We start from the raw sequence: 23,888 nt of genomic DNA, 5'->3' as shown, positions 1-23,888 counted from the left end.
CCCGCATCGCGGGCCTTGTCGCTTACCGAGCAGGAAGTGGCGAGATTTCTTGCGCAGTCGATGCAGGAAGGCGTTCTTCAACCAGATTCCGGCACTCGCATGTACCGCCTTACTCAGCCCGGTTGATCCCCGGGCGAACTGCCTTCGCCGTCTGAAACGTGCCAGAATTGAAGCACGCAGCCCGATGGCAGGTGCGGGGCAGATCGATGGAACCGTGCTTGCCCGGCTCTCTCGCTTGGACAGGTCATATCATGTCGCACCCGCAGACTCCGATCTTGTTGCTTAGGCCAAGCATACGCCTCCGTTGAGCCCTCTGGTGTCGCTGATCGACTCACAGAGTGCTGGGCAATCCTTGCGACTGCAGGAAATACTCGCACAGAGAGTGGCCATGAGAACGGGTTCAAAACTAACCTCGCAACTCTGAATCCAGGCACATCAGGCCCATTTTCCAGAGCGGGGATGGACCTCGACCTTCCAGCAGATAGCCCGTGCTTCCGCGAACTTAGAGATCGACAAGAGCGTGCTCGTCCAGACCACGACCTAGGGGCCAGTCAGCCTAGGTAAGTCTTCTCATAGTCCCTGACATTCTTATTGGGCACTTCCCTATCGCCCAAAGTCGCGAAGTGGTTAACACTGATCGGCATGACCATCAAGCACTGGCCGAAAGAAGATCGTCCTCGCGAGAAGCTTATGGGGCGCGGACCGGGGGCCCTTACCGATGCAGAGCTACTGGCGCTCTTCCTTGGGACCGGCTGCAACGGGCTGAATGCGCTTGAGCAAGCGCAACTTCTGGTGCAGGCGCACGGTCCCCTCCGCCGTCTATTGGACATGGACGTGCGGCAGCTGAAGAAACTGCCCGGACTTGGACTTGCCCGGGCCTGCGAATTGGTCGCCGCACTTGAACTGACCGACCGCTATCTGCTTGCTGACTTGGAACGCGGAGAGAGCATGCTCGATGCAACGACCTCCATGCGCTACTTCAAGCAGCGCTTGCGCGGACGAAAGCAGGAGATCTTTGCCGCACTGTTCGTGGACACTCGAAATCGGGCCATCGCCTTCGAGGAGCTTTTCACCGGGACCATCGACTCTGCCGTGGTGTACCCCCGCGAGGTCGCCCGCCGCGCCTTGCTCCACAACGCGGCAGCCGTGATCGTTGGGCACAACCACCCCTCGGGAAATTCCACTCCCTCAGAGGCAGACCGCCAGATCACCCGGCAGCTGGTGGAGGCACTGCCCTTGGTCGGCGTGCGATTGGTCGACCACATCGTGGTGGGGGATGGCACCCCGGTTTCTCTGGCATCCCTTGGCTGGCTCCGACGAGACCTCTCTTTCCGAAGCTGAACGGGCCGGTCAGCCCAGTCCCCCTGTCCTTAAGGCCTCCCGCCCCACCCCACGCCCGCCTTCCCGCCCCCGCTGTGCCCCGGTTCAATGGATCGGGGCGGCTTCTGGGCTAAAATTACCGATTCCGCCGCTCCAGTCTCAAAGCAGGCCCTGTGAAAAATCTCCTCCGCGCCCTGATCAGCCAAGGCATCGAAGCCTTGCGCGCCAACGGCACTCTGCCGGCCGACACCCTGACCCCGGAATTCGTGGTGGAACGCCCGAAGACCCGTGAACACGGTGATTTCGCCACCAATGCCGCCATGCTGCTGGCCAAGCCGGCGCGCAGCAACCCGCGCGCCCTGGCCCAGGCCCTGCTGGATGCGCTGCCCAAGAGCGACGATGTGCTGCGCGTTGAGATCGCCGGCCCGGGCTTCATCAATTTCCACCTCGCCCCCAGCGCCTACCAGCGCGAAGCGGCCGGCGTGCTCAAGGAAGGGGCTGATTACGGCCACAACCTGAGCGGCAACGGCCGCACGGTGGGTGTGGAATACGTGTCGGCCAACCCGACCGGTCCGTTGCACGTGGGCCATGGCCGCGCGGCGGCCATCGGCGACTGCCTGGCCCGCCTGCTGGATGTGAACGGCTGGAACGCCAAGCGCGAGTTCTACTACAACGACGCCGGCGTGCAGATCGAGAACCTGGCCCTGTCCACCCAGGCGCGCGCCAAGGGCATCAAGCCGGATGACGCCGGCTGGCCGGAAGGCGGCTACCGCGGCGATTACATCGAAGACGTGGCCAAGGCCTACCTGGCCGGCGCCACCGTGGAGCTGGAAGGCCATGCGGTGGTGGGCGAGCGCGACCCGGACAACCTGGACGCGATCCGCCGCTTTGCCGTGGCTTACCTTCGCAACGAGCAGAACCAGGACCTGGCCGCCTTCGGAGTGGATTTCGACATCTACTTCCTGGAGAGCTCGCTGTACAAAGACGGCAAGGTCGAAGAGACCGTGGCCCAGCTCAAGGCCGCTGGCCATACCTATGAGGAAGGCGGCGCGCTGTGGCTGCGCTCCACCGATTTCGGTGACGACAAGGACCGCGTGATGCGCAAGTCCGACGGCACCTACACCTATTTCCTGCCGGACGTGGCCTACCACCTGAGCAAGTGGCAGCGCGGGTATGAGCGCGCCATCACCGAGCTGGGCGCGGACCACCACGGTTCGCTGGCGCGCGTGCGCGCCGGCCTGCAGGCGCTGGACGTGGGCATTCCCAAGGGCTGGCCGGAATACGTGCTGCACCAGATGGTGACGGTGATGCGCGGCGGCGAGGAAGTGAAGCTGTCCAAGCGGGCCGGCAGCTACCTGACCCTGCGCGACCTGATCGAGGAAGCCGGCCGCGATGCCACCCGCTGGTTCCTGATTGCACGCAAGCCTGATTCGCAGCTGACCTTCGATATCGACCTGGCCCGCCAGCAAAGCAATGACAACCCGGTGTTCTACGTGCAGTATGCGCACGCCCGCGTGTGCAGCCTGCTGCGCCAGGCACAGGAGAAGGGGCTGTCGTACACCCCGGCCGAGGGTCTTGCCGGCCTGTCGACGCTGAACGACGAACCCTCGCTGTGGCTGATGGTGGAAATGTCGCGCTTCCCGGAAGTGGTGGAAGCGGCCGGCATCGCGCTGGAACCGCACCTGATCGCGCAGTACCTGCGTGAATTGGCGCACGCCTTCCACACGTGGTATCACGGCACGCAGGTGCTGGTGGCTGACGAGGCCGAGCGCAATGCCAAGCTGACGCTGGCGTGTGCCGCCCGCCAGGTGCTGGCCAATGGTCTGAACATCCTGGGCGTTTCCGCCCCGGAAAAAATGTAAGCAGTGGAGAAGCAGTAAATGGCAGCACGACGCGGCAAGACCCAGGCCCGACGCAACACCAGCCAAGGCACGCCCGGATGGGTGTGGTTGGTGGCTGGCGTGGCGATTGCCGCGGTGGTGTTCCTGGCGGCACCGAACCTGTTCAAAAACGATGGCGACGGCTTCCTGCGGGTAGGCCCGCAGCCGGACCCGAACGCGCAGCCGGCCCCGGTCAGCGACGCGGACACCGACGTGGGCGCCGAACTGCCCAAGCCGGGTGCGGCCGCCAAGCCTGCCGAACCGGCCAAGCCGGCCGCCACGCAGTACGACTTCTACACCCTGCTTCCGGGCAAGGAAGTGGAAATGTCCGATGCGGAGCTGGCCGCCAGCGCGCGTGCCGAAGACCAGCGCCGGGCCAAGGCCGAAGCGCAGCGCGCGCAGGCCGCGCTGGAAGGCCGCCCGGTACCGGCAGCGGTGCCGGCGCCGACCACGGCAACGGCTACCGCAGCCACCGCCACCACTGCACCGGCCCCGTTGCCGGCGCCGGTGGCCGAGCGCCCGGCAGCCGCCGCTGCACAGCCGAAGCCGGTTGCGGCTGCGGCCACGCCCAAGCCGGAAACCCCTGCTGCGGCCGCGCCGGCTACGGCGGCAGCAGAGCCGGCCAACAACGTGCGTTACATCCTGCAGGCCGGCGCCTTCGGGGCATCGGGCGATGCCGAAGCCACCAAGGCCAAGCTGGCCATGATCGGCCTGGCGGCGCGGGTGGAATCGGCGCAGATCAACGGCAAGACCGTATACCGCGTGCGCATGGGCCCGTACGGCACCGCCGGCGAGCTGGCCGAAGCCAAGCAGAAACTGGACGGTACCGGGTTGCAGGCGATGGCGATCAAGGCGCAGTAACTACGCGAGTTGATCGCACGTTTCAGCCAGGAGGGCGCGGGATGAGTTTGCGGTACCAGCCAAAGGTGGGTGAAATCGTGGAATGCGATTTTGGCCAGTTCCCGAACCCTCCGATCGAGCCGAGGGCCAATGGCCGGATACCGAACGAAATGCGCAAGCGGCGTCTGTCGGCAGTATTGAATGGACGACTACCCAACGGCTGTGTGCTGGTGGTGCCGTTGTCGTCGTCACACAACTCCGATGCAGTGGAACGTGGGTACCACGTATTGCTGGACGCATCGCTGGTTCCGGTCACCCATGCCTACGATCCCCGTGATCGATGGGCCATTGCCGAATGTGTAACCCACGTATCGCGCGACCGCCTATACCCTCTTCGCGATCGCAACGGGCCGTTGAAGGTTCAGCTGCCCCGCCAGATCGTCGCAGACATCCAGCGGGCCGTGCTGCGGAGCTGTAGTGGCCTTTCGCTTCTCGCCCGGGAACCCGCGCCGGAGGCGGCGCCGCAGCTTGCCTGAACGCAGAGTGGGGAGGTGTTTGACCTGGCCATGCCATGGAGGTAGGATCCCGCTATTGGCCTTCGAGCCCGTAGCTTCACCTATTTGGCCTTGAGCCTTGAAAAAGCCCCGCACTGCGGGGCTTTTTCTTTGGGCAGCCGAATGCGGCATGCTGGCGCCTCCACATTCCGGGAAGCGCCCATGGGCACGTCTGAAGGCAATAACCACCGCATCGACAACATCGAATTCAACGTGGCTGACATCGCGCGCAGCAAGGCGTTCTACGTCGAGGTGTTCGGTTGGACGTTCACCGATTACGGCCCGGGCTACACCGAATTCAACGACGGCCGCCTGCGCGGTGGCTTCACCACCGATGGGCCGGTGCGCGCTGGCGGGCCGCTGGTGATCCTGTATGCCGATGACCTCGACGCCACGCAGGCGCGGGTGGAAAAGGCCGGTGCGGCCATTTCCACGCCGGCCTTCGACTTTCCGGGCGGGCGCCGGTTCCATTTCCGCGACCCCGATGGGTATGAGCTCGCGGTATGGACCGCGGCCTGATCAGTCGCGGGCTACCTGGAAGCCGGCAAACGACTGGCTGACCGGCATCAGTTCGAGGCGGTTGATGTTCAGGTGCGCCGGCAGGTTGGCCACCCAGAAGATCTGCTCGGCGATGTCGTCGGCGGTCATCGGGTTGGCGCCGGTGTAGAGCGTATCCGAGGCGGCCTGGTTGCCGTGGGTGCGGACCAGGGTGAATTCGGTCTCGGCCATGCCCGGTTCGATGGTGGTCACGCGCACGCCGGTGCCGTGCAGGTCCGAGCGCAGGCCCAGCGAGAACTGGCTGACGAAGGCCTTGGTGCCGCCGTAGGCGTTGCCGCCCGGGTAGGGGTACACGCCGGCCACCGAGCTGATGTTGATGATGGCGCCCTTGCGCGCCACCAGCTGCGGCAGCAGGCGGTGGGTGAGCGTGACCAGCGCGGTGACGTTGGTGTCGATCATGGTGCGCCAGTCTTCCAGCGAAGCGCTCTGGGCCGGGGCGGTGCCCTGGGCCAGGCCGGCGTTGTTGACCAGCAGGTCGATGTCGGCGAAGCCGGCCGGCAGCGCGGCCAGGGCCGCTTCCATCGCGGCGTTGTCACGCACGTCGAAGACCGCCGCATGTACGCGCTCGGGGCCGTAAGCGTCGACCAGCGGCTGCAGCCGTTCGGCACGGCGCCCGGTGGCGATGACGCGCCAGCCGGCATGGGCGAAACGATGGACGGCGGCGGCGCCAAAGCCGGAAGTGGCGCCGGTGATCAGAGCGGTACGGGTCATCGGGGGTCTCCGTGGGATTCCCGACTATTTTCGCACCCTGCGCCGCGCTGTGTTGGCGGGCGCTGGCGGAATCAGCGGATGCGGAACACCCGGGCCTTGGGAAGGTCTTCATCCACCTGCAGGAACCAGCGCCCGGCAATGCCCGGCACCACCACGATGGGCGGGTTGCTGCGGCCGGCCTTGAGCTTCATTTCCCCCTTGAGCACCTGCCACTGCTGGCCGTTGTCCAGGGTGAACACGGTGCCCGGCTGCCAGCCATCGACCTGGCCGGTGACGCTGGCATGGATGGGGCCATCATCCAGGCCGGGGAACATCGGGGCCGGGGTGGGCGCGCCGGGCAGCGGTGCCGGGGCTGCCGCGGCAGCCACCGGAACCGGCGCCGGGGCGCGGGCGTCGGCCTCGCGAAGCAGGCGGTTCAGGGTCTGCAGCTGGGCAGGGGTGAGCCCCACGTCGGCCAGCTGCTGCGGGTCCACGCGCTGTTCAATCGCCACATACGGAGCCTGGGCCGAGGCCGTTGCGGCCAGCCAGACCATGCCCACACCCGCCAGAACCTGCCACCTGCGCATTGCCTGCTCCACTGCCTGTTGATGCCTGAGGAGCGCACTGTGCTTCACTTTCATGGCAGCCAGATGACAGCCGCAACCGGCCGTTTCGGGGCCCGGCGGCGGGTGGGGGTAAAATGGCGGCCAGCCACGCAGCCGCGTCGGCGGTATTGGACGTCTCATGATCAACAACGATGTACTGCGCAGCATCCGTTACATGCTCGACCTGAGCGACGGAAAGATTGCGGAAATCTGTGCCCTGGCCGACCCGGCCTTCGGGGTGGACAAGGCCGATGTGCCCGGTTGGCTGCGCAAGGAAGACGAGGAAGGGTTCGTGGCCTGCGATGACCGCACGCTGGCGCACTTCCTGGATGGGCTGATCGTGCAATTCCGCGGCCGCGATGAAAGCCAGCCGTTGCGCCCGGTGGAAAAGCGCATCACCAACAACCTGGTGCTGAAGAAGCTGCGAGTGGCCTTCGAGCTGAAGGATGTGGATATGCACGCGATTTTCGAGAGCGCGGGGTTCCCGGTGTCGAAGCCGGAGCTGTCGGCGTTGTTCCGGCAGCCGGACCATAAGAATTTCCGCGCGTGCGGCGATCAGTTGCTGCGCAATTTCCTTAAGGGTTTGACGCTGCGCGTTCGTCCAGCGTAAGGCGCTGCTTCGATTGGGGTCCATGCGTCAATGCGCTGATGGACCCTATCGGCGGTCGTTTGGGAACCGACCCTACCCTCCCGGCGCGCCGACGGTCAGGTTTTTGCGCACCGGCCCTGGTCGGTGCGCATTTGCGATGCGGCATGGGCGACGCCGGTAGGGTCGCATCCCTATCGACCGCACGCGCGGGTGGGTACCCCGGTAAGGCATGACCGCTCGCGAAACGGTGCGGTTTCAATCACCGCCCGCGCCTCAGAACGTTGTCTGGATCGCGAATTCCACGCGGGAGCCGGCGTTGCTGCCGAACAGGCGCTTGGCGGCGCGGTCGGTGTCGTGGGCGGTCAGGCGCAGCTCCCACGGGCCATGCACCTTCCAGATGGCGCTGAGCTGGCCGTGCAGGTAATCGTCGGCGTACGCGCTGTCGAGCCAGTACTGGCCCACCGCGCCTTCGATGCGCCACTGCTCTCCCAGCGGCAGCCGTGCGCCCAGCTGGGCGTACGTGCCGGTGCGGCCGCTGGCCAGGGCGTCGTCGGAAACGCCGACGCTCACCCAGTAGCGCTCCTTCCAGGTCAGCGTGCTGTTGAGCTCGGCCCAGTCCACGTCCACGGTGGTGGACGGGTACAGGTAATGGGTGAGGTTCACGTCCAGCGCCCAATCCGGCGCCAGCGCACCGCTCCAGCCGGCGACGATGTCGAATTCGCTGCGTGCACCGGCATCGGGCTCGAACGACACGCCCGAGCCCCAGACCGAGGCATACCAGCCCGATTCGCTGCTGAGTTTGATCCCGGCCTGCACGGTGGGATCTTCCATCGTCTGCGAGCTGCCGCGCCAGACGTAATCGGAGGTCAGCGTGGCATTACCGTCCACGCCCGCCAGCGCCGAACCGCTGAGCGCCAGGCCAAGAACCATTCCGCTCACCCGGCGCACTGCGCGCCCTTTCTGCTGCTTTGCCACCACGTCCACCCTTACTGAAAACGGCCGCGCCGTTGAAGCGCACAGTGTGGTGAGCGCGCCCGTAAAGGCGCCATGCGCCGCAGCGGCGGGGCGCGCAAATTCGGCGTAAAAGCTGCCCACCAGGCCTTCAGGCGGCCCGCGCTATCATGGCGGCCCTGACTGACCTGCAGCGAGAAACGCGTGGACGCGATCCTGACCCCGGTATCGATTGGCGAGCTGATCGACAAGATCACCATCCTGGAAATCAAGGCCGAACGCATCACCGATGCCGGCAAGGTGGCCAACGTGCGCACCGAACTGGAGGGGCTGCTGCCGCTGTGGCAGGAACAGCTGGCCGCGCAGCCAGGGCTGGAGGGGCTGAAAACCCAGCTCAAGGCAATCAACGTGCGGATGTGGGACATCCAGGACCAGCTGCGCGACAAGGAAGCGGCGCAGGTGTTCGATGATCAGTTCATCCAGCTGGCGCGCGGGGTGTATGGCACCAATGGCGAGCGGGTGAAGGTGAAGAACGAGATCAACCGCATTGCCGGGTCACAGCTGGTGGAAGAGAAGCAGTATCAGGGGGAGTGATTGCGCCAGCCACGCAGGGCGTGGCTCTACCGCGCGCATCCCGTAGAGTCACGCCCTGCGTGGCTGGATCCCTCAACGGGCGGTAGCGGCCAGGAACCGTTCGCGGTCCTGCTGGGTGCGCCGGCGGATCTCCGCCAGCGCTTCATTTTCCGTAGCTTCCAGCATGGATTCGAACAGCCGCTGGAAGTGATTGCGCATTGCCGTGCGCGCCGCGCCGGGGTCGCGCAGGCGCAGGCCATCGAGGATGGCGGTGTGTTCGTCGTTGCGGGTGTCGCCGTCGTTGTGGCACACGTTGGCATACACCTGGCGCACCCGCGGCAACTCGTTGCGCATGCGCCAGATCAGCTGCACGCAGTGCTCCACCACCGGGTTGCCGGCAATGCGCGCAATGGCCAGGTGGAACTGGCGGTCGGCCTCGCTGGCCGCCGCCTCGCTCGAGGTCGGGTCGGTCATTGCCGCAATCAGCCCTTCCAGCATTTCCACTTCCGCATCGGTGATGCGGCTGGCGGCCATGGCCGCCGCCTCGGCTTCGATCACCGCACGGGCTGCGGTGAGGTCGAAGGCCGATACATCCGGCAGCGCGCCAGGGGCGGCCGCCGGACGTGCCTTCACGTACACGCCCGAGCCGGTCTTGATGGTGATCAGGCCCTGCGCCTCCAGGGCGATTTCCGCTTCGCGCACCGTGACCCGGCTCACCCCGAGCCGTTCGGCCAGGTCGCGTTCGCCGGGCAGGCGCGAGCCGGGCGGGAATTCGCCCTTCTCGATCAGCGCGACGATTTCAGCGGCAATGGACTGGTAAAGGCGGGGTTCGGACATCTTCAAGGCCTGGCTGTACGGTGGCTGGGAACCGGAGTTGCGCTTAGAAACGGTAGCGTACCCCCAGATAATACCGCCGGCCGTAGGTGGTGTACTCGCGGAAGCTGCCCAGGATGGGCATATCCGACACCCGCGGCTCGTCCGTGAGGTTGCTGGCCGACAGCGATACCGACAGGTGCTTGTTCACCTTGTAGGTGGCGCGGAAGTCCAGCGAGCCATTGTCGCGCACGTAGCGGTTCTGCGCCGGGTCGCCCACGAACTGCTGGTAGTAATCGGAGCGGTACTTGTAGATGGCCTGCAGGTCCAGCTTGCCCAGGCCCCAGTACACCTGCGCCGAGGCGACGTGCTTGGACAGGCCGAAGATGTTGGCCGGCTCCACGATGCCCGGGGTGACGATGCCGGTGCCCGGATCGGTGGACTCGCCCAGGCGCAGGTCTTCGGTCTTGAAGTTGGAATGGGCGTAGTTGTAGCTGGCCTTCACGCCCAGCCCGGCGAAGATGCCCGGCAGGTAGGAGAAACTGTGCGAGCCGGTGAGCTCGAAGCCGATCAGATCGCTCTTCTGGTCGCTGGTGGCCAGCTGCTCCACCGGCACGGTGACGCTCACCCCGTCGATGTCGAAGTTCTCGCCCACCACCACCGGCACCGAACCACCGTTGAACTGCTTGTAGTACACGGCGGTGGACAGCATGGAATCGGCGTTGGCGTACCACTCCAGCGAGACATCGGCATTCCACGACATCAGCGGGGTGGCGCGCGGGTTGCCGGTGGCGGTGATGTTGCCCAGTGCATCGGCCACGCTGCCGAATTCGGTATCCACTTCATCCAGGTTGAAGCTGCGGCCGTAGCCGAGCGCGGCGAGGTCCGGGCGCGACATCGCGCGGTAGGCACCCACGCGCAGCAGCAGGTCCGGGCGCAGTTCGAAGGCGGCGTTGAAGCTGGGCAGCCATTCGTTGTTGCTGGCCTTGAGCACCTGCCGGGTGAAATCGCCGGTGGGTCGCAGGGTCACGGTGCCGTCGGGGTTGTTGACCACGTCCAGCCCGCTGCGCAGGCCCATCGAACGAACGTCGGTGTGCACCCAGCGCACGCCGATGTTGCCGGTGACCGGCACGCCGAACCACTCGCTGCTGTAGTCGCCCATCAGGTAGATGGCGCTGGTTTTCTCGGTCACGTCGTTGTTGGCCGGGTCGCGCAGGTCCGCGCTGAGGCCGGTGTCATCCACGCCGGTGAAGGCCTTGAACAGGCAGCGGCTGTCGAAGGTGGCCCACTGGTCGATGGTGTTGCCGCTGGCGTTGGCCAGGAAATCATCCTGCGGGAAGGCCTGGCGGCAGGCCTGGTTGGCGGCGCGGATCGCGGCGACATTGGTGGTGGTGACATCCACGGTGTCGGTGAAGTCGGTGTAGGTCGCTTCGGAACGGCGCAGGCCACCCTTGAGCGCGGTGAAGAAGCCGCTTTCCGGGGTGAACGCCGCATCGAAGCGGCCGGCGCGGATGGTGTGTTCGCGGTCCTGCTGGCGGCGGCGGACCAGGGCCGAATCGGTGAAGTTGTCCGGGTTGTTCACGTCGAACGCCGGATCGAGGTAGATGCTGGGCACATCGCCGCTGTAGTCGTAGGTGTAGTCGACATAGCGGGTGTTCTTGATGCCGGCCACCGGCCTGCCGTTGACGTCGGTACGACCGGCGCGCAGGCGAGTGGAGCGCTCGATCTGCGAACGCTGGGTGTTGGAGTAGGACAGATCCGTGGAGAACATCCACGCCGCGCTGGGCCGCACGATCACGTTGAACCCGCCGCCGGTGTATTCCTCGTTGCGTTCCAGGAAATTGCCGGTGGAATCGATGGTGGTGCTGCCGGTGTGGCTGAGCAGCGCGCCGTCGTCGGTGACCACGCGGTTGTTGATGTTGCGCATCATCGACGACAGCGTGAGGTCCGAACGGTCTTCGGTGTAGTCGCGCTTGGAGTGCTGGTAATCCAGGTTCACTTCCACCGCGTCGTTGGGCCGCCACTGCAGCGCGCCGAACTGCGAATCGCGCTTGTCGTGTTCGATGAACTGGCGATACAGGCGGCTGCCGGGCACCAGGTAGTACGGCACGCCGTTGGCCACGTCGTTGCCGTTGACCTGGGTGCAGTTGCGGGTGGCGCCCACCACTTCGCGGCCATCGCAGGCGGCCCAGGTGGTGCTGCTGGAGAACATTTCTTCGGGGTTGCTGCCTTCCAGCGCCTGCAGGCCGAGCGAAACGCCAAGTTTGCCGCCGCCGCTGAAATCGAACTGGTCGATGTAGCTGGCGGTACCGCGCCAGCCCACGCCGTCGCCATCCTTGAGTCGGTCGTCGTATTCCTGCCAGGTGCCGCGCCCGTCCAGCTGGAAGGTGCGCTTGCCGTACTCGAGCGGCTTGACGGTTTCCATGTTGACGGTGCCGGCGGTGCCGCCTTCGACGAAGTCGGCGCGCTGGGTCTTGTAGATGGCCACGGTGTTGATCAGCTCCGAGGGGAACTGGTTGAAGTTCACCGAGCGGTCGCCGCTGCCGTTGGTGGCCTCGCGGCCGTTGAAGGTGGACGAGCCCAGGAACGGGCCCAGCCCGCGGATCGAGATTTCCGAGGCGCCGCCCTTCTCGCGGTGGGTGGAGGCGCCGGTAATGGTTTCGATGGCTTCGCCGATGGACAGCGCCGGCAGGTCGCCGATGTCTTCGGCCGAGAGCACGTCGGACACCACGGTCTCGTCGCGCTTCTTGTCGATCGAGGTCTGGATGGTGCCGCGGGTGCCGGTCACCTGGACCTGGTCCAGGGTGGTGGCCTGCGCCGGCGCGGTGGCCGGGGCGGCGTCCTGTGCGTGGGCCAGCGGCAGGGCCGCGGTGGCGCACAGGGCATAGAACAGCGCGCTGTGCAGCGCGGTGTGGCGGAAGCCTCGTGGCGAGGCCGTACGGCGGTCATGCAACATCGTGATCTCCCTCCCAGGATGGATCGTCCGACTACACGGATTCGATCCGGAAGATTCACGGTTGGAGGACCAATGTCAATGAATTGGTACTAAAGTCTACCCCGGTGATGCACCTAGGCCAGTTACAACCACTTTTATGTGCGGATGCAGCAGATATTTGCGCAAATGGCCAACCACATATGCCTAAAGTGGTATGCGATTGTGGTTGACGTCGTTGCGGTCGAGGCTGTTACCATCCTGACTCGCGTTGGCGTCCATGGTGATCTGGGAGGGTTAGCCTGTGGCACAGCAACAAGATGTGGGTGTGAGTAGGGCGGTACAGCGTTGGTTTCGGTGGGGTCCATGCGTTATAGGGCCGATCGGCCGTACTGGCCGGCGTTTGGGAACCGCCGCTACCGTGCTGGCGCTCCTGCCTGGCGTTGCCTGGTCGGCCGAGTATCTGGTGCATGACGCCGCTGGGTACGCTGCCGCTGCGAAGGGCCTGAAAGCCGGCGATACCGTCGTTCTGGCCGATGGGACGTGGCGGGACGTGGATCTTCTGCTGACGGGGACCGGCACAATTGGTCAACCAATTCGTCTTACCGCGCAGACGCCCGGGAAGGTGATCCTGAGCGGGCAGTCGCAGCTGCGGCTGGCCGGGGCCTATCTGGAAGTGTCCAACCTGGTCTTCCGCGATGGCTGGGCGCCGGGTGGTGAGGTGGTGAGCTTCCGCAGCTCCTCCAAGGCCTGGGCCGAGCACAGCCGGGTCACCGGCATCGTGATTGATGGCTACAACAAGCCCGACCGCGCCCAGTCCGATAACTGGGTGGCGATGTACGGCAAGTTCAATCGCTTCGACCACAACCAGCTGGTGGGCAAGACCAACGCCGGCACCACCCTGGTGGTGGTGCGCAATGCCACCAGCGGGTTGGACAACCGCCACCGCATCGACCACAACTGGTTCGGGCCGCGCCCCAACCTGGGCAGCAACGGCGGCGAGACCATCCGGGTGGGCACCAGCCACGATTCGCAGTCGGCCTCCAACACGGTGGTGGAGAACAACTGGTTCGAGCACTGCGATGGCGAGGTGGAGATCGTCTCCAACAAATCCGGTGGCAACCTCTACCGCGGCAACGTGTTCAAGGAATCACGCGGCTCGATGGTGCTGCGCCACGGCCACGGCAACGTGGTGGAGCGCAACATCTTCCTGGGCAACGGCAAGCCCCATACCGGTGGGGTGCGGGTGATCAACCGCGACCAGATCGTGCGCGACAACTATTTCGAAGGCGTGGCCGGCGATGGCTTTGCCTCGGCGCTGGCCGTGATGTCCGGCACCCGTGATGCGCCGCTCAACCGCTATGAGCAGGTGGACAACGCGCTGATCAGCCACAACAGCTTCGTGCAGGCGCGCTACCTGTTCCTCGGCGCCGGGCTGGACGAGGAGCGCAACGCGATGCCCGTGCGCAGCAGAATCGCCGACAACCTGTTCGTCGGCGATGGCAGCGGCGAGCTGCTGCGCACGCAGGGCGACCTTTCCGGCATTGTCTTCAGTGGCAACGTGCAGAGCCCGGCGGCGTCACCCGGTTTCCCCAACGGCGTTCAGGGCCGCAGCCTCACCCTGCAGCGCGCGGCCAACGGCCTGCTGTATCCGCCGGCCGGCATTGAGGTGGGCGCACCGCGCGACCTGGCGCCGGTGCCGCGCGAACAGGTCGGCGTGGCGTGGTATCCCAAACAGGTCACCCAGGCCGCGTTGGACAGCGGCCGGGCGCACCGCGTCGCGCCCGGCGAAGACACCTTGGTGACCGCCGTGGCGGCCAGCGCCGCGGGCGACCGCCTGCAGCTGCAACCCGGTGACTACCGCATCAGCCAGGTGCTGGCGGTAAACCACCCGCTGAGCGTGATCGGCCCGGCCAAGGGCAAGGCCACGCTGCGTTTCTCACGACCGTCGCTGTTCGAGATCCGCCCCGGCGGCTCGCTGCGCCTGGCCGGGCTGGACGTCGACGGCAGCCTGGCCCCCGATGCGGCCGGCAATGCGGTGATCCGGGTACCGCCGGGCAGCCAGGCGTTCGACTACACGCTGGAGATCGCCAACAGCCGCATCCACGACCTGAGCAGCAACAAGGCCTTTGATGTGATCAACACCGGCAAGGGCACCTTCGCCGCGTTGATCCGGCTGCACGGCGTGACGGTGAACGACATCAGCGGCAGCGTGATCGCCGCCGCCGCCGAGACCGACGACCTGGGCACCTACAACGCCGAAACGGTGGAGATTGTCGATTCGATCTTCCAGCGCATCGGTGGCCCGCTGGTGAACCTGTACCGCGGCGGCACCGATGAAAGCACCTCCGGGCCGGCGTTCGAGCTGCGCGGCAGCCGCCTGGAACAGGTTGGCAGCGTGGGCGACACCAGCCTGCGCCTGCACGGCGTGCAGCAGGCCCACCTGAGCGACACCACCTGGCTGCGCAGCGGCCGGGTGCGTTTCACCCATCAGACAGGCGAGCCGCACCTGCGCCTGCGCAACACCACGTTCACCGCTACGGCGGCGCTGCAGTCAGATACCCCAGCCGAGACTTTGCCATGACGCGTTCCACGCCCCTGATGCTGCTGCTGGCGGCCACCTTCAGCGCCGCCGCGCTGCCCGCTGCGCACGCCCAGGCGCCCAACGCCGCCACGCGCGGTGCCGAAGCCGGCAGCGCACCGGTGCTGGTCACCGCCGCCCAGTGGGAGCAGATGCGCCGCGATGGCGCCGGCTACCCGATGTTCGCCAGGGAACAGGCCCGTGCCGAGAAGCTGGTGCGCGCGATGATGAAGGCCGGCATCGATGTGCCGGTGCCCAAGGACAAGGGCGGCGGCTACACCCACGAACAGCACAAGCGCAACTACCAGGCCATCCAGGCCGCAGGCGCGCTGTACCGGCTCACCGGCGACAAGGCGTATGCGAACTTCGCGCGCGATGTACTCCTCGGCTACGCCACGCTGTACCCCGGCCTGGGCGCGCATCCGGAAGGACGCGGGCAGATTCCCGGGCGTCTGTTCTGGCAGACCCTCAATGATTCGGTGTGGCTGGTCAACGCGGTGCAGGGCTACGACGCGATCCGCGACAGCCTCAGCGCCGATGAGCGCCGCACCATCGACGACAACGTGTTCCGGCCGATGGCGCAGTTCCTGAGCGGCAACCCGGAGAACTTCGACAAGATCCACAACCACGCCACCTGGGCGGTGGCCGCCACCGGCATGACCGGCTACGTGCTGCGCGACCCGGTGCTGGTGGACCAGGCGCTGAAGGGCAGCAAGCGCGATGGCAACGCCGGCTTCCTCAAGCAGGTGGACCAGCTGTTCTCGCCCGATGGCTATTACGAAGAGGGCCCTTACTACCAGCGCTATGCGCTGGCGCCCTTCATCCTGTTCGCCAACGCGGTACAGCGCAACGAACCCGAACGTGGCATCTTCAAGCGCCGCGACGGGGTGCTGCTCAAGGCGGTGGATGCGCTGGTACAGAGCAGCTACGGCGGCTACTTCATCCCGATCAACGACGCGATCCTGGACAAGGGCCTGGACACCGAAGAGCTGGTGGCGGGCATCGACATCGCGTACGCCAACACCGGCGATGCACGGTTGCTGTCGGTCGCCAAGGGCCAGAAGCGCGTGCTGCTCTCGCCCGAAGGGCTGCAGGTGGCCAAGGCGCTGGCTGAAAACAAGGCCAAACCCTACGCCTTCGTGCCCACCCTGCTGCGCGATGGCCCGGACGGCACCGAAGGCGCGCTGGCCATCCTGCGCATGGGTGGCGAAGACGGCCAGGCACTGGTGATGAAGAACACCAAGCAGGGCATGGGCCACGGCCACTTCGACAAGCTCAACTGGCTGTTCTACGACAACGGCCAGCGCGTGGTCACCGACTACGGCGCCGCCCGCTTCCTCAACATCGAAGCCAAATCCGGCGGCATCTACCTGCCCGAGAACACCAGCTGGGCGCGGCAGACGCTGGCGCACAACACCCTGGTGGTGAACGAGCAGAGCCACTTCGGCGGCGACTGGAAGAAGGGCCAGCCGCTGGCCCCCGCCCCGCTGCTGTTCGCGGTGACCGACGACACCCAGATCGTGTCGGCACGCATGGAGGGTGCGTATGACGGGGTGAGCTTCACCCGCACCCAGGCGCTGCTCGCGCACCCGTCGCTGGGCCAGCCGGTGGTGCTGGACCTGCTGCGCGTGGACGGCAGCACGCCGGCCCGCTACGACCTGCCGCTGCACTTCAACGGCCACATCATGGACGTGGGCTTCAAGGCGCAGTCGGCGGTGACCACGCGCCCGGTGCTGGGCAAGGCCAACGGCTACCAGCACGTGTGGGTGGATGCCTCCAGCGAACCGGGCACCGAGGCGCGCAGCCTGACCTGGCTGCTGGATGGGCGCTTCTACACCTACCGCTTCGCCAGCACCGCGCCGGCGCGGGCGTTGATCGGCGAGAGCGGTGCGAACGATCCTTCCTTCAACCTGCGCCGCGAACCGCTGCTGCTGCAGCGCGTGGATGGCCAGGCGTCCACGACCTTCTACGGGGTGCTGGAGCCGCATGGCCAGTACGACGGCACCGCCGAAACCGTGCGCGGCGCCAACAGCCGCATCGACCGCCTGGTGCACTACCGCGGAAAGGACGCCAGCGTGCTGGTGCTGGACCTGGCCGGTGGCCAGCGGATGGCGCTGGGCATCGCCGATGACCCGTCCAAAGGCGGCAGCCATGAGGTGAGCGGCGACGGCCAGCGCTGGAGCTGGAACGGTGGCTGGAAGCGCTTCGATACGGCCACCGGCAAGGGCGGCAAATGAACGTGAGCACCCGAACCCGTTCCTACGTGCGCTGGCTGATCGTGGCGCTGATCGCGGTGGCCACGGTGATCAACTACATCGACCGCAACGCCCTGGCGGTGATGTGGCCACAGATTTCCAAGGACGTGGGCGCCACCAAGGAAGACTACGCGCTGCTGGTCACGGTGTTCATGCTGTTCTACGCCGCCGGCCAGTTCGTGTTCGGCCGCCTGTTCGACATCATCGGCACCCGCATGGGTTTCGCGCTTTCGATTGCGGTGTGGTCGATCTCGATCGCGCTGCATTCGGTAACCCACTCGATCCTGTCCTTCAGCATCGTGCGCGCCATGCTCGGCATCAGTGAAGCAGGCGCGTGGCCCGGTGCGGTCAAGGCCAACGCCGAATGGTTTCCGGCGCGCGAGCGGGCCCTGGCGCAAGGCGTGTTCAACGCCGGCGCGTCGATCGGCGCCATCATTTCCGCCCCCCTCATCGCGGTGCTGTTCCTGTGGCTGGGTTGGCGCGGCACCTTCATCCTCATCGGCGCCATCGGGTTCGTCTGGCTGCTGCCGTGGCTGATCATCTACCGCGCCGGCCCGGACAAGCACCCGTGGGTGAGCGCGGCCGAACGCGCATTGATCCTGGATGCGCCGGTCGAACAGCCCGCCGTGCCCAAGGTCGAATACGTGCCGAACGTGCGCCAGCTGCTGGGCCATCGGCAGACCTGGGGCATCCTCACCACGCGCTTCTTCATCGACCCGATCTGGTGGCTGTTCGTGTCCTGGCTGCCGATCTACCTGGCCGATACCTTCGGTTTCGACATCAAGCAGATCGGCATCTTTGCCTGGGTGCCGTACGTGGGCGCGATGATCGGCAGCCTCGGCGGCGGCTGGTTGTCCGGGCGGCTGATCGGGGCCGGCTGGAGCGTGGACCGCGCACGCAAATGGGTCATCACCCTGGGCGGCGCGATCATGGCCCCGGCGCTGCTGGGCGCGGTGCTGGCCACCGACCCGGTGTGGGCGGTGGTGACCATTGCCTTCGTGCTGTTCGGTTTCCAGATCGCCATCGGCAACATCCAGACCCTGCCCGGCGACATCTTCAACGGCAAATCGGTCGGCTCGCTGGCCGGGCTTGGCGGCATGGCCGCCGTGGCCGGCACGCTGATCACCACCTGGCTGGTGCCGGTGATGACCCGCGACTCCTATGCACCCATTTTCATCCTGGTGGCGGCGCTGGTGCCCGCTTCCCTGCTTGCCCTGTGGCTGGTGACCGGACGCGTCGAGAAGCTCGACGCGCCGCCTTCCCGCTGAGGTTTTCCTTTTCCCCCTCGCATCACTGGAGTACCAAATGAATCAGTTCAAGGACAAGGTGGCGATCGTCACCGGTGGCGGCCGCGATATCGGCCGTGAGATCTCGCTGAAGCTGGCCGCGGCCGGCGCCAAGGTGTGCATCAACTACGCCAACGACGAAGCCAGCGCGCAGGAGACCCTGCAGCAGGTGCAGGCCGCCGGCGGCACCGCCATCGTGCACCGCGCCGACGTGACCGACGCGCAGGCCGTGGCCGGCATGGTTGCCGCCACGCAGGCTGCGTTCGGGCCACGGATCGACGTGCTGGTGAACGTGGCCGGTGGCATGGTGCAGCGCCGCCCGCTGGCCGAGATCGACCCGGCGTTCTTCCACAAGGTGATGGACCTCAACATGAGCTCGGTCTACCTGACCACCCATGCGGTGGTGCCGCACATGCCCGAAGGCGGCGCGATCGTGAACTTCGCCTCGCAGGCCGGCCGCGATGGCGGTGGACCGGGCGCCTCGATCTACGCCACCGCCAAGGCCGCGGTGATGACCTTCACCCGCGCCATGGCCAAGGAACTGGGCCCGCGCGGTATCCGCGTCAACGCGCTGTGCTGCGGCATGATCGCCACCCGCTTCCACGATGAGTTCACCAAGCCGGAAGTGCGCACCGCCGTGGCCGGCAACACCCCGCTGCGCCGCCAGGGTCGCCCGCAGGAAGCGGCCGACACCGCCGTATACCTGGCCTCGGACGCGGCCGGTTTCATCACCGGTGCCAACGTCGACGTCAACGGCGGCACCTACTTCTCCTGATAGACCGCTGACCGCCTGGGAGGGCCGCCATGCTGCGCTGGATCACTGCACTTTCATTTGCACTTGCCACCAGCGCCGCGGCGCTGCCCACCCAGGCCCAGGTCTGGGTACCGGCCTGGACCGCCTCGCCGGCGCCCGACCGCCAGGACGGCACGCCGGAAGCTCCGGTGCAGTTCGCCAACCAGACCGTGCGCCAGGACATGCGCCTGGCCAGCTCGGCCACCGCGCTGCGCTTCCGCATCACCAACGAGCTGGGCGTGGCGCCGCTGCATATCGGCGGCGCCACCGCACACCGCACCGGCACGGCCACGCCGGCCAAGCTGGTGACCTTCAACGGGCGCAGCGAGGTCACCGTGCCGGTGGGCGCGGTGCTGCTCAGCGACCCGGTGCCGATGGCGGTGCCGGCGCTGGCTGATGTCTCACTCACCGTGTATTTCCCCGAACCCACCCAGCCGGCGGTGCGGCGCACCGCGCTGCGCATTGCCGACGGCCGCCAGGCCGAGGTTGCCGACAAGGTGAAGCTGGCCTACCGGCAGAACGTGGTGTCGGCGGTGCTGGCCGAGCGCAGCAGTAAACCCATCGTCGTGGTGGCCTTGGGCGATTCGATCACCGAAGGTGCCACTGCCACGCGCGGCAGCAACGGTGATTGGCCTTCGCTGCTGGCCACCCGCCTGCAGCAGGCCTGCCCGGACCAGGTGGTGCTGGTCAACGCCGGCATCAGCGGCAACAAGGTGATGGACCATGGCCGCAGCCACAGTGCGTTGGCCCGGCTGGACCGCGATGTGATCGCGCTGCCGCACGTGGACCGGGTGATCCTGTTCGAAGGCATCAACGATATCCGCCATGACGGCGGCACCCCGCCGGTGGCCGGCCGCAACGCCGATGACATGGTGCTGGGCTACCGGCAGGTGGCCGAGCGCCTGCACAGCAATGGCATCCGCGCCATTGCCGCAACGATGACGCCGTTCGGCGGCTCTGACCGCTATGAACCCGTATCGGCCGGCACCCGCACCACGCTCAACACCTGGATGCGCGCTGGCCGCAGTGGCTTCGATGCGCTGATCGACTTCGACCAGATCCTGCGCGATCCGGCCAAGCCGGAGTTCCTGCCGGAAGCCATCACCCGCGATTTCCTGCACCCCAACGATGAAGGCTACCGGCGCATGGCCGATGGCGTGGACCTGGCCGTGCTCGGGTGCAAGGCACGATGAGCACGCAGCAGTTCCAGCTGGCTCGTCACGCCAGCCCACGCTGGGCGGCGATGGCGCTCGGTGAAGTGATGTTGCGGTTCGACCCGGGCGAAGGCCGCGTGCGCAACGCCCGCCAGTTCCAGGTATGGGAAGGCGGCGGCGAGTACAACGTGGCACGCGGGTTGAGCAGTACCTTCGGCCATGCCACGGCGGTGCTGACAGCACTGCCGCGCAACGAACTGGGCCTGCTGGCCCAGCAGCTGATCCAGGCCGGCGGCGTGGACAGCAGCCAGATCCTCTGGCGCGAGTACGACGGCATTGGCCGCAGCACGCGGATGGGGCTGAACTTCACCGAGCGCGGCTTCGGCGTGCGCGCGCCGCTGGGGGTGTCCGACCGGGCGTACTCGGCCGCCTCGCAACTTCAGCCTGACGAGATCGACTGGAACACGCTGTTCGGCGTGCACGGGGTGCGCTGGCTGCACACCGGTGGCATCTTCGCCGCATTGTCCGAGCACAGCGCGCAGACGGCCATTGCTGCCGTGCGCGCCGCGCGCCGGCATGGGGTGGCGGTGTCCTACGACCTCAACTACCGTGCCAGCCTGTGGAACAGCCATCCGGACCCGGACGCGGCGCGGCATGCCAACTGCGCCATCGCCGCCGAGTGCGACCTGCTCATTGGCGATGAGTACTCGTTCGCGGCCTGCCTGGGCATGGACCTGGCCGACCTGGGCCGGCGCGAGACGCCGATGGATGTGGGACCGGCCGATGCGGCCGCGCTCCGCGCAATGGAACGGTTCCCCAACCTGCAGGCGGTGGCGTTCACCCTGCGCGATGCCAGCAACGCGGCCCGCAACGGTTGGGCCGGCGCGCTGCGCAACCGCGAGGCGCTGTTCGTCTCCGCCGCGCGCGAAGTGGACCTGCTGGACCGCGTGGGTGGCGGCGATGCGTTCGTCGCTGGCGTGGTGCATGCCCTGCTGGAAGGGCTGGGCGAGCAGGCGGCGGTGGAGCTCGGCGCGGCGCATGGCGCACTGGCGATGTCCACGCCGGGCGATGCCGCATGTACCAGCCGCGAGGAAGTGGAAGCGGTGGCGCGCGGTGACGGCGCCGCCGCGCGGCGATAGCGCGCGCGGTTCAGCGCGGCTCGGCGAGCCGCGCCAGGCCTTCGGTGGCGGAGCGGGTCAAGGGGGCGGGCAACGCGTCGGCCGCAAACCAGTCCACGGCAAGGATTGCTTCGGGTTCGAGCGACGCGGCCGGCGTGTCGTCCAGCGTGCGCGCCAGGTAGACCGGTGCCACCCAGTGCTGGCCCAGCGCCGGCTCGAAGTGGTCCACTACGCAGAGCAGCCGCTCCAACGCGATGCGCAGGCCGGTCTCTTCCAGCACTTCGCGGACCACGGTGTCTTCCACCCTCTCCATCCAATCGACCTTGCCGCCGGGCAGGCCCCAGTGGCCCTGTTCGGGCGGACGCCCGCGCTTGACCAGCAGGAAGGCCCCATCGGGACGCTGGATGACGGCGCCACAGCCGACACGGGGTTGTTGCAGTGGGGTCGGCTGGGACATGGGGTTCTCCGGGGGGGCGGAGGCATTATCGCCTGCGGGCTCGCGACCACCAACGGTGGCCGCCTACCGTCTGCTGTGCACCCGGGGCCATCCGTGGTGGCCGCCAACCGTTGCTTCGGACCCGCGACCATCCGTGGTGGCCGCCAACCGATGGATGCGGCGGTAGGTACCGACCGTTGGTCGGTACGCTTTTCGCGCCCACAAAAAAGGCCCGGCGTGTGCCGGGCCCTAGTCGCTGCGCCAGTCAGGCACGCAGCGGAGCGATCAGACGCCGCTTACCAGCTGAAGCGCGGGCCGACCGACCATTCCTTGTCACCGTGGCGATCCATCTTGATATCGCCGTTGATGCCCCAGTTCTGGTTCAACTTCACCTGGCCACCCAGGCGGCCGTAGAAGGCGCCATCCGGATTGATGCCGTGCTTCTTGCTGTAATCCTCGTAACCGGCCATTGCATAGACTTCGGCGTGCTGGCCGAACGCGGTGCGGATACCGGCTTCAGCGCTGTAGCCGTTGAAGTCCAGGCCTTCCTTCGGGTCGAACTTGTTGTAGGCAACGCGGCCCACGAAGTCGGTGCTGGTGGCGATTTCGTGGTTGTAGCCCACGCCGACGCGCCACTGGTCAACCTTGAAGTTGCCGATGTCGGTCTTCTGCTGGTTGTACTCACCAAACGCATGGAAGTTCGGCAGGAAGCCGTACGAACCCTTCACACCCCAACCGTCGGCCTTGCCACCATCGGCATCGGTCTTGACGTAATCGCCTTCGGCGTAATTGTAGGACAGGCCTTCAGCGGCCGAAGCGCCGAACGGCAGAGCGGCGGCGAGCGCCAGGGCAATCAAGGAGGTCTTCATGGGGGTACACCTTTTCTGTTGTTTCGTTCGTGCAGTGGCGCAAGCGGCTTCTGCATCGGGAATGTAAATTCTCCGTTATTCGACACAACGCGCCCTGAAGTGAGCCGGTTTCGGCTACGCGAATTTTTGGCATTCATTCAGACGCGTCGTGTCATATACGCGCGCGCTGCATTTTTCAGGTGTGCTGTGTGTGTTCGCGGCACACGATGAACCTCGCGTTTACAACGCGTGGGATAAAGGGAAATGGAAGTGATGGAGAGGTCGCCGCTGGACTCATGCCGAAATGATTCGGCAGGGCGAAGGGAATCCGGTCACGACGATACCCTTGCAGGGCGTCACGCGCTGGGGAAGCCGCTCTTGGGGAGTAGTCGGCTAACGCGTCCATCTTCCGTGTTGCACCGGCTGACGCAGCTCTGGCATCAAACCGCAGGGCCCTTGGGGTGGCCTGCCCGGCGCTTGCATAGTGAGGCCGATAGCGGCGCGCGAATATCAGGATGTTCCTCACCGTCGTTAAGGGTTTTCTTACCCTTGCTTCGCTGCAATGCAGCGCATGAGCGACTTAACCCGTTGATTTTCCGGCCGCACATGCCGGATTAACGAAATCATCACCGCCTTCAGCCTGCTGTGGAGGCACTGTCGATTTCCCGCGCCCCCACGCGTCGTATTCCTTGAAGGTGCCCGCCGTGGTGCACCGGTTACCGGAGGCTGCAGATGTCCTATATCGACGGTTTCGTATTGGCCGTACCCACCGCCAACAAAGACAAATTCATCAAACACGCCAACGAAGGCGATTCGGTGTTCATGGAATTCGGCGCGCTGCGCGTGGTGGAGTGCTGGGGTGATGACGTCACCCACGGCAAGCAGACCGACTTCTTCCGCTCCGTAGAAGCCAAGGAGGATGAGACGGTTGTGTTCTCCTGGATCGAATGGCCGGACAAGGCCACCCGCGATGCGGGGATGGAGAAAATGATGAAGGACCCGCGCATGGATCCGGCCAACAATCCCATGCCGTTCGACGGCAAGCGAATGATCTATGGCGGCTTCGTACCGATCGTGGAGCTCAGGAAGTAGCAGGCGCTGTAGCGGGCGAA

General features: G+C 66.3%; 21 protein-coding genes. 14 read left to right on the top strand and 7 right to left on the bottom strand.

Annotation, left to right across the window (positions count from 1 at the left end):
* Positions 1-642 precede the first annotated feature (642 nt).
* From radC to AC06E7_RS08545, 5 genes are all read left to right on the top strand, one after another.
* Positions 643-1,341 carry a RadC family protein gene (radC, locus tag AC06E7_RS08565; RefSeq protein ID WP_478064145.1) on the top strand — a complete coding sequence of 233 codons (699 nt, stop codon included), beginning with the start codon at positions 643-645 and terminating at the stop codon, positions 1,339-1,341.
* A 152-nt stretch (positions 1,342-1,493) separates the two neighbouring features.
* Positions 1,494-3,182 (top strand): arginine--tRNA ligase, encoded by a 1,689-nt coding sequence (gene argS, locus AC06E7_RS08560; RefSeq protein ID WP_184126106.1) that lies wholly within the window; start codon positions 1,494-1,496, stop codon positions 3,180-3,182.
* Positions 3,183-3,200: 18 nt separating this feature from the next.
* Positions 3,201-4,061, top strand: coding sequence for an SPOR domain-containing protein (locus AC06E7_RS08555; protein WP_249833609.1), 861 nt, complete (start codon positions 3,201-3,203; stop codon positions 4,059-4,061).
* Positions 4,062-4,102: 41 nt separating this feature from the next.
* A complete protein-coding gene (locus AC06E7_RS08550; protein ID WP_095362608.1) occupies positions 4,103-4,576 on the top strand; it encodes a type II toxin-antitoxin system PemK/MazF family toxin in 474 nt (157 codons plus the stop codon).
* Positions 4,577-4,756: 180 nt separating this feature from the next.
* Positions 4,757-5,113, top strand: a complete 357-nt coding sequence (locus tag AC06E7_RS08545; protein WP_478064142.1) for a VOC family protein — start codon at positions 4,757-4,759, stop codon at positions 5,111-5,113.
* Here the strand turns inward: AC06E7_RS08545 and AC06E7_RS08540 are convergent, their stop codons facing one another.
* Positions 5,114-5,863 carry an SDR family NAD(P)-dependent oxidoreductase gene (locus AC06E7_RS08540; protein WP_478064140.1) on the bottom strand — a complete coding sequence of 250 codons (750 nt, stop codon included), beginning with the start codon at positions 5,861-5,863 and terminating at the stop codon, positions 5,114-5,116. It lies immediately after the preceding gene.
* Positions 5,864-5,934: 71 nt separating this feature from the next.
* Positions 5,935-6,429 carry a hypothetical protein gene (locus AC06E7_RS08535; protein WP_478064138.1) on the bottom strand — a complete coding sequence of 165 codons (495 nt, stop codon included), beginning with the start codon at positions 6,427-6,429 and terminating at the stop codon, positions 5,935-5,937.
* A gap of 157 nt (positions 6,430-6,586) precedes the next feature.
* On the opposite strand from AC06E7_RS08535, the gene AC06E7_RS08530 reads away from it, so the two are divergent.
* The gene (locus AC06E7_RS08530) at positions 6,587-7,057 is read left to right on the top strand and encodes a YehS family protein (protein ID WP_478064136.1); all 471 of its coding nucleotides are present in this window, start codon (positions 6,587-6,589) and stop codon (positions 7,055-7,057) included.
* 252 nt (positions 7,058-7,309) lie between these two features.
* Here AC06E7_RS08530 and AC06E7_RS08525 read toward each other — a convergent pair whose 3' ends face one another.
* Positions 7,310-7,966: a TorF family putative porin gene (locus tag AC06E7_RS08525; protein WP_478064134.1), complete on the bottom strand. Its 657-nt coding sequence runs from the start codon at positions 7,964-7,966 to the stop codon at positions 7,310-7,312.
* 225 nt (positions 7,967-8,191) lie between these two features.
* Between AC06E7_RS08525 and AC06E7_RS08520 the strand changes: the two genes are divergently transcribed.
* Complete coding sequence (locus AC06E7_RS08520; protein WP_478064132.1) at positions 8,192-8,581, top strand: DUF6165 family protein; 390 nt, start codon at positions 8,192-8,194, stop codon at positions 8,579-8,581.
* A gap of 72 nt (positions 8,582-8,653) precedes the next feature.
* Here the strand turns inward: AC06E7_RS08520 and AC06E7_RS08515 are convergent, their stop codons facing one another.
* Both AC06E7_RS08515 and AC06E7_RS08510 read right to left on the bottom strand, forming a co-directional pair.
* Positions 8,654-9,397 (bottom strand): FadR/GntR family transcriptional regulator, encoded by a 744-nt coding sequence (locus AC06E7_RS08515; protein WP_184126111.1) that lies wholly within the window; start codon positions 9,395-9,397, stop codon positions 8,654-8,656.
* Positions 9,398-9,440: 43 nt separating this feature from the next.
* Positions 9,441-12,329, bottom strand: coding sequence for a TonB-dependent receptor (locus tag AC06E7_RS08510; RefSeq protein WP_478064131.1), 2,889 nt, complete (start codon positions 12,327-12,329; stop codon positions 9,441-9,443).
* A gap of 397 nt (positions 12,330-12,726) precedes the next feature.
* Between AC06E7_RS08510 and AC06E7_RS08505 the strand changes: the two genes are divergently transcribed.
* Genes AC06E7_RS08505 through AC06E7_RS08480 form a run of 6 tightly spaced genes read left to right on the top strand, consistent with a single transcriptional unit; the run spans position 12,727 to position 21,513 of the window.
* Positions 12,727-14,889, top strand: a complete 2,163-nt coding sequence (locus tag AC06E7_RS08505) for a polysaccharide lyase 6 family protein (protein WP_478064129.1) — start codon at positions 12,727-12,729, stop codon at positions 14,887-14,889.
* Complete coding sequence (locus tag AC06E7_RS08500; protein ID WP_478064127.1) at positions 14,886-17,123, top strand: oligoalginate lyase; 2,238 nt, start codon at positions 14,886-14,888, stop codon at positions 17,121-17,123. Before AC06E7_RS08505 ends, AC06E7_RS08500 begins: the two co-directional genes overlap by 4 nt.
* Positions 17,120-18,409 carry an MFS transporter gene (locus AC06E7_RS08495; RefSeq protein WP_478064125.1) on the top strand — a complete coding sequence of 430 codons (1,290 nt, stop codon included), beginning with the start codon at positions 17,120-17,122 and terminating at the stop codon, positions 18,407-18,409. The genes AC06E7_RS08500 and AC06E7_RS08495 overlap by 4 nt, the downstream gene beginning before the upstream one ends.
* A gap of 37 nt (positions 18,410-18,446) precedes the next feature.
* Entirely contained in the window at positions 18,447-19,202 is a 756-nt protein-coding gene (locus AC06E7_RS08490) for an SDR family NAD(P)-dependent oxidoreductase (protein WP_145481097.1), read from the top strand.
* 29 nt (positions 19,203-19,231) lie between these two features.
* Positions 19,232-20,413: a GDSL-type esterase/lipase family protein gene (locus tag AC06E7_RS08485; protein WP_478064122.1), complete on the top strand. Its 1,182-nt coding sequence runs from the start codon at positions 19,232-19,234 to the stop codon at positions 20,411-20,413.
* Positions 20,410-21,513, top strand: coding sequence for a sugar kinase (locus AC06E7_RS08480; protein WP_184126116.1), 1,104 nt, complete (start codon positions 20,410-20,412; stop codon positions 21,511-21,513). The genes AC06E7_RS08485 and AC06E7_RS08480 overlap by 4 nt, the downstream gene beginning before the upstream one ends.
* A gap of 10 nt (positions 21,514-21,523) precedes the next feature.
* On the opposite strand, the gene AC06E7_RS08475 is transcribed toward AC06E7_RS08480, so the two are convergent.
* Both AC06E7_RS08475 and AC06E7_RS08470 read right to left on the bottom strand, forming a co-directional pair.
* On the bottom strand, positions 21,524-21,949 hold the full coding sequence (locus AC06E7_RS08475) for an NUDIX domain-containing protein (protein WP_478064120.1): 426 nt from the start codon (positions 21,947-21,949) through the stop codon (positions 21,524-21,526).
* A 275-nt stretch (positions 21,950-22,224) separates the two neighbouring features.
* A complete protein-coding gene (locus AC06E7_RS08470; RefSeq protein WP_093534988.1) occupies positions 22,225-22,797 on the bottom strand; it encodes an OmpO family porin in 573 nt (190 codons plus the stop codon).
* 711 nt (positions 22,798-23,508) lie between these two features.
* Between AC06E7_RS08470 and AC06E7_RS08465 the strand changes: the two genes are divergently transcribed.
* Positions 23,509-23,868, top strand: a complete 360-nt coding sequence (locus AC06E7_RS08465; RefSeq protein ID WP_449324666.1) for a DUF1428 domain-containing protein — start codon at positions 23,509-23,511, stop codon at positions 23,866-23,868.
* Positions 23,869-23,888 lie beyond the last annotated feature (20 nt).

The sequence above is a fragment of the Stenotrophomonas sp. Steno-Z4 genome (assembly GCF_056393145.1).
This window is presented reverse-complemented; position numbering and strand designations above follow the sequence as displayed.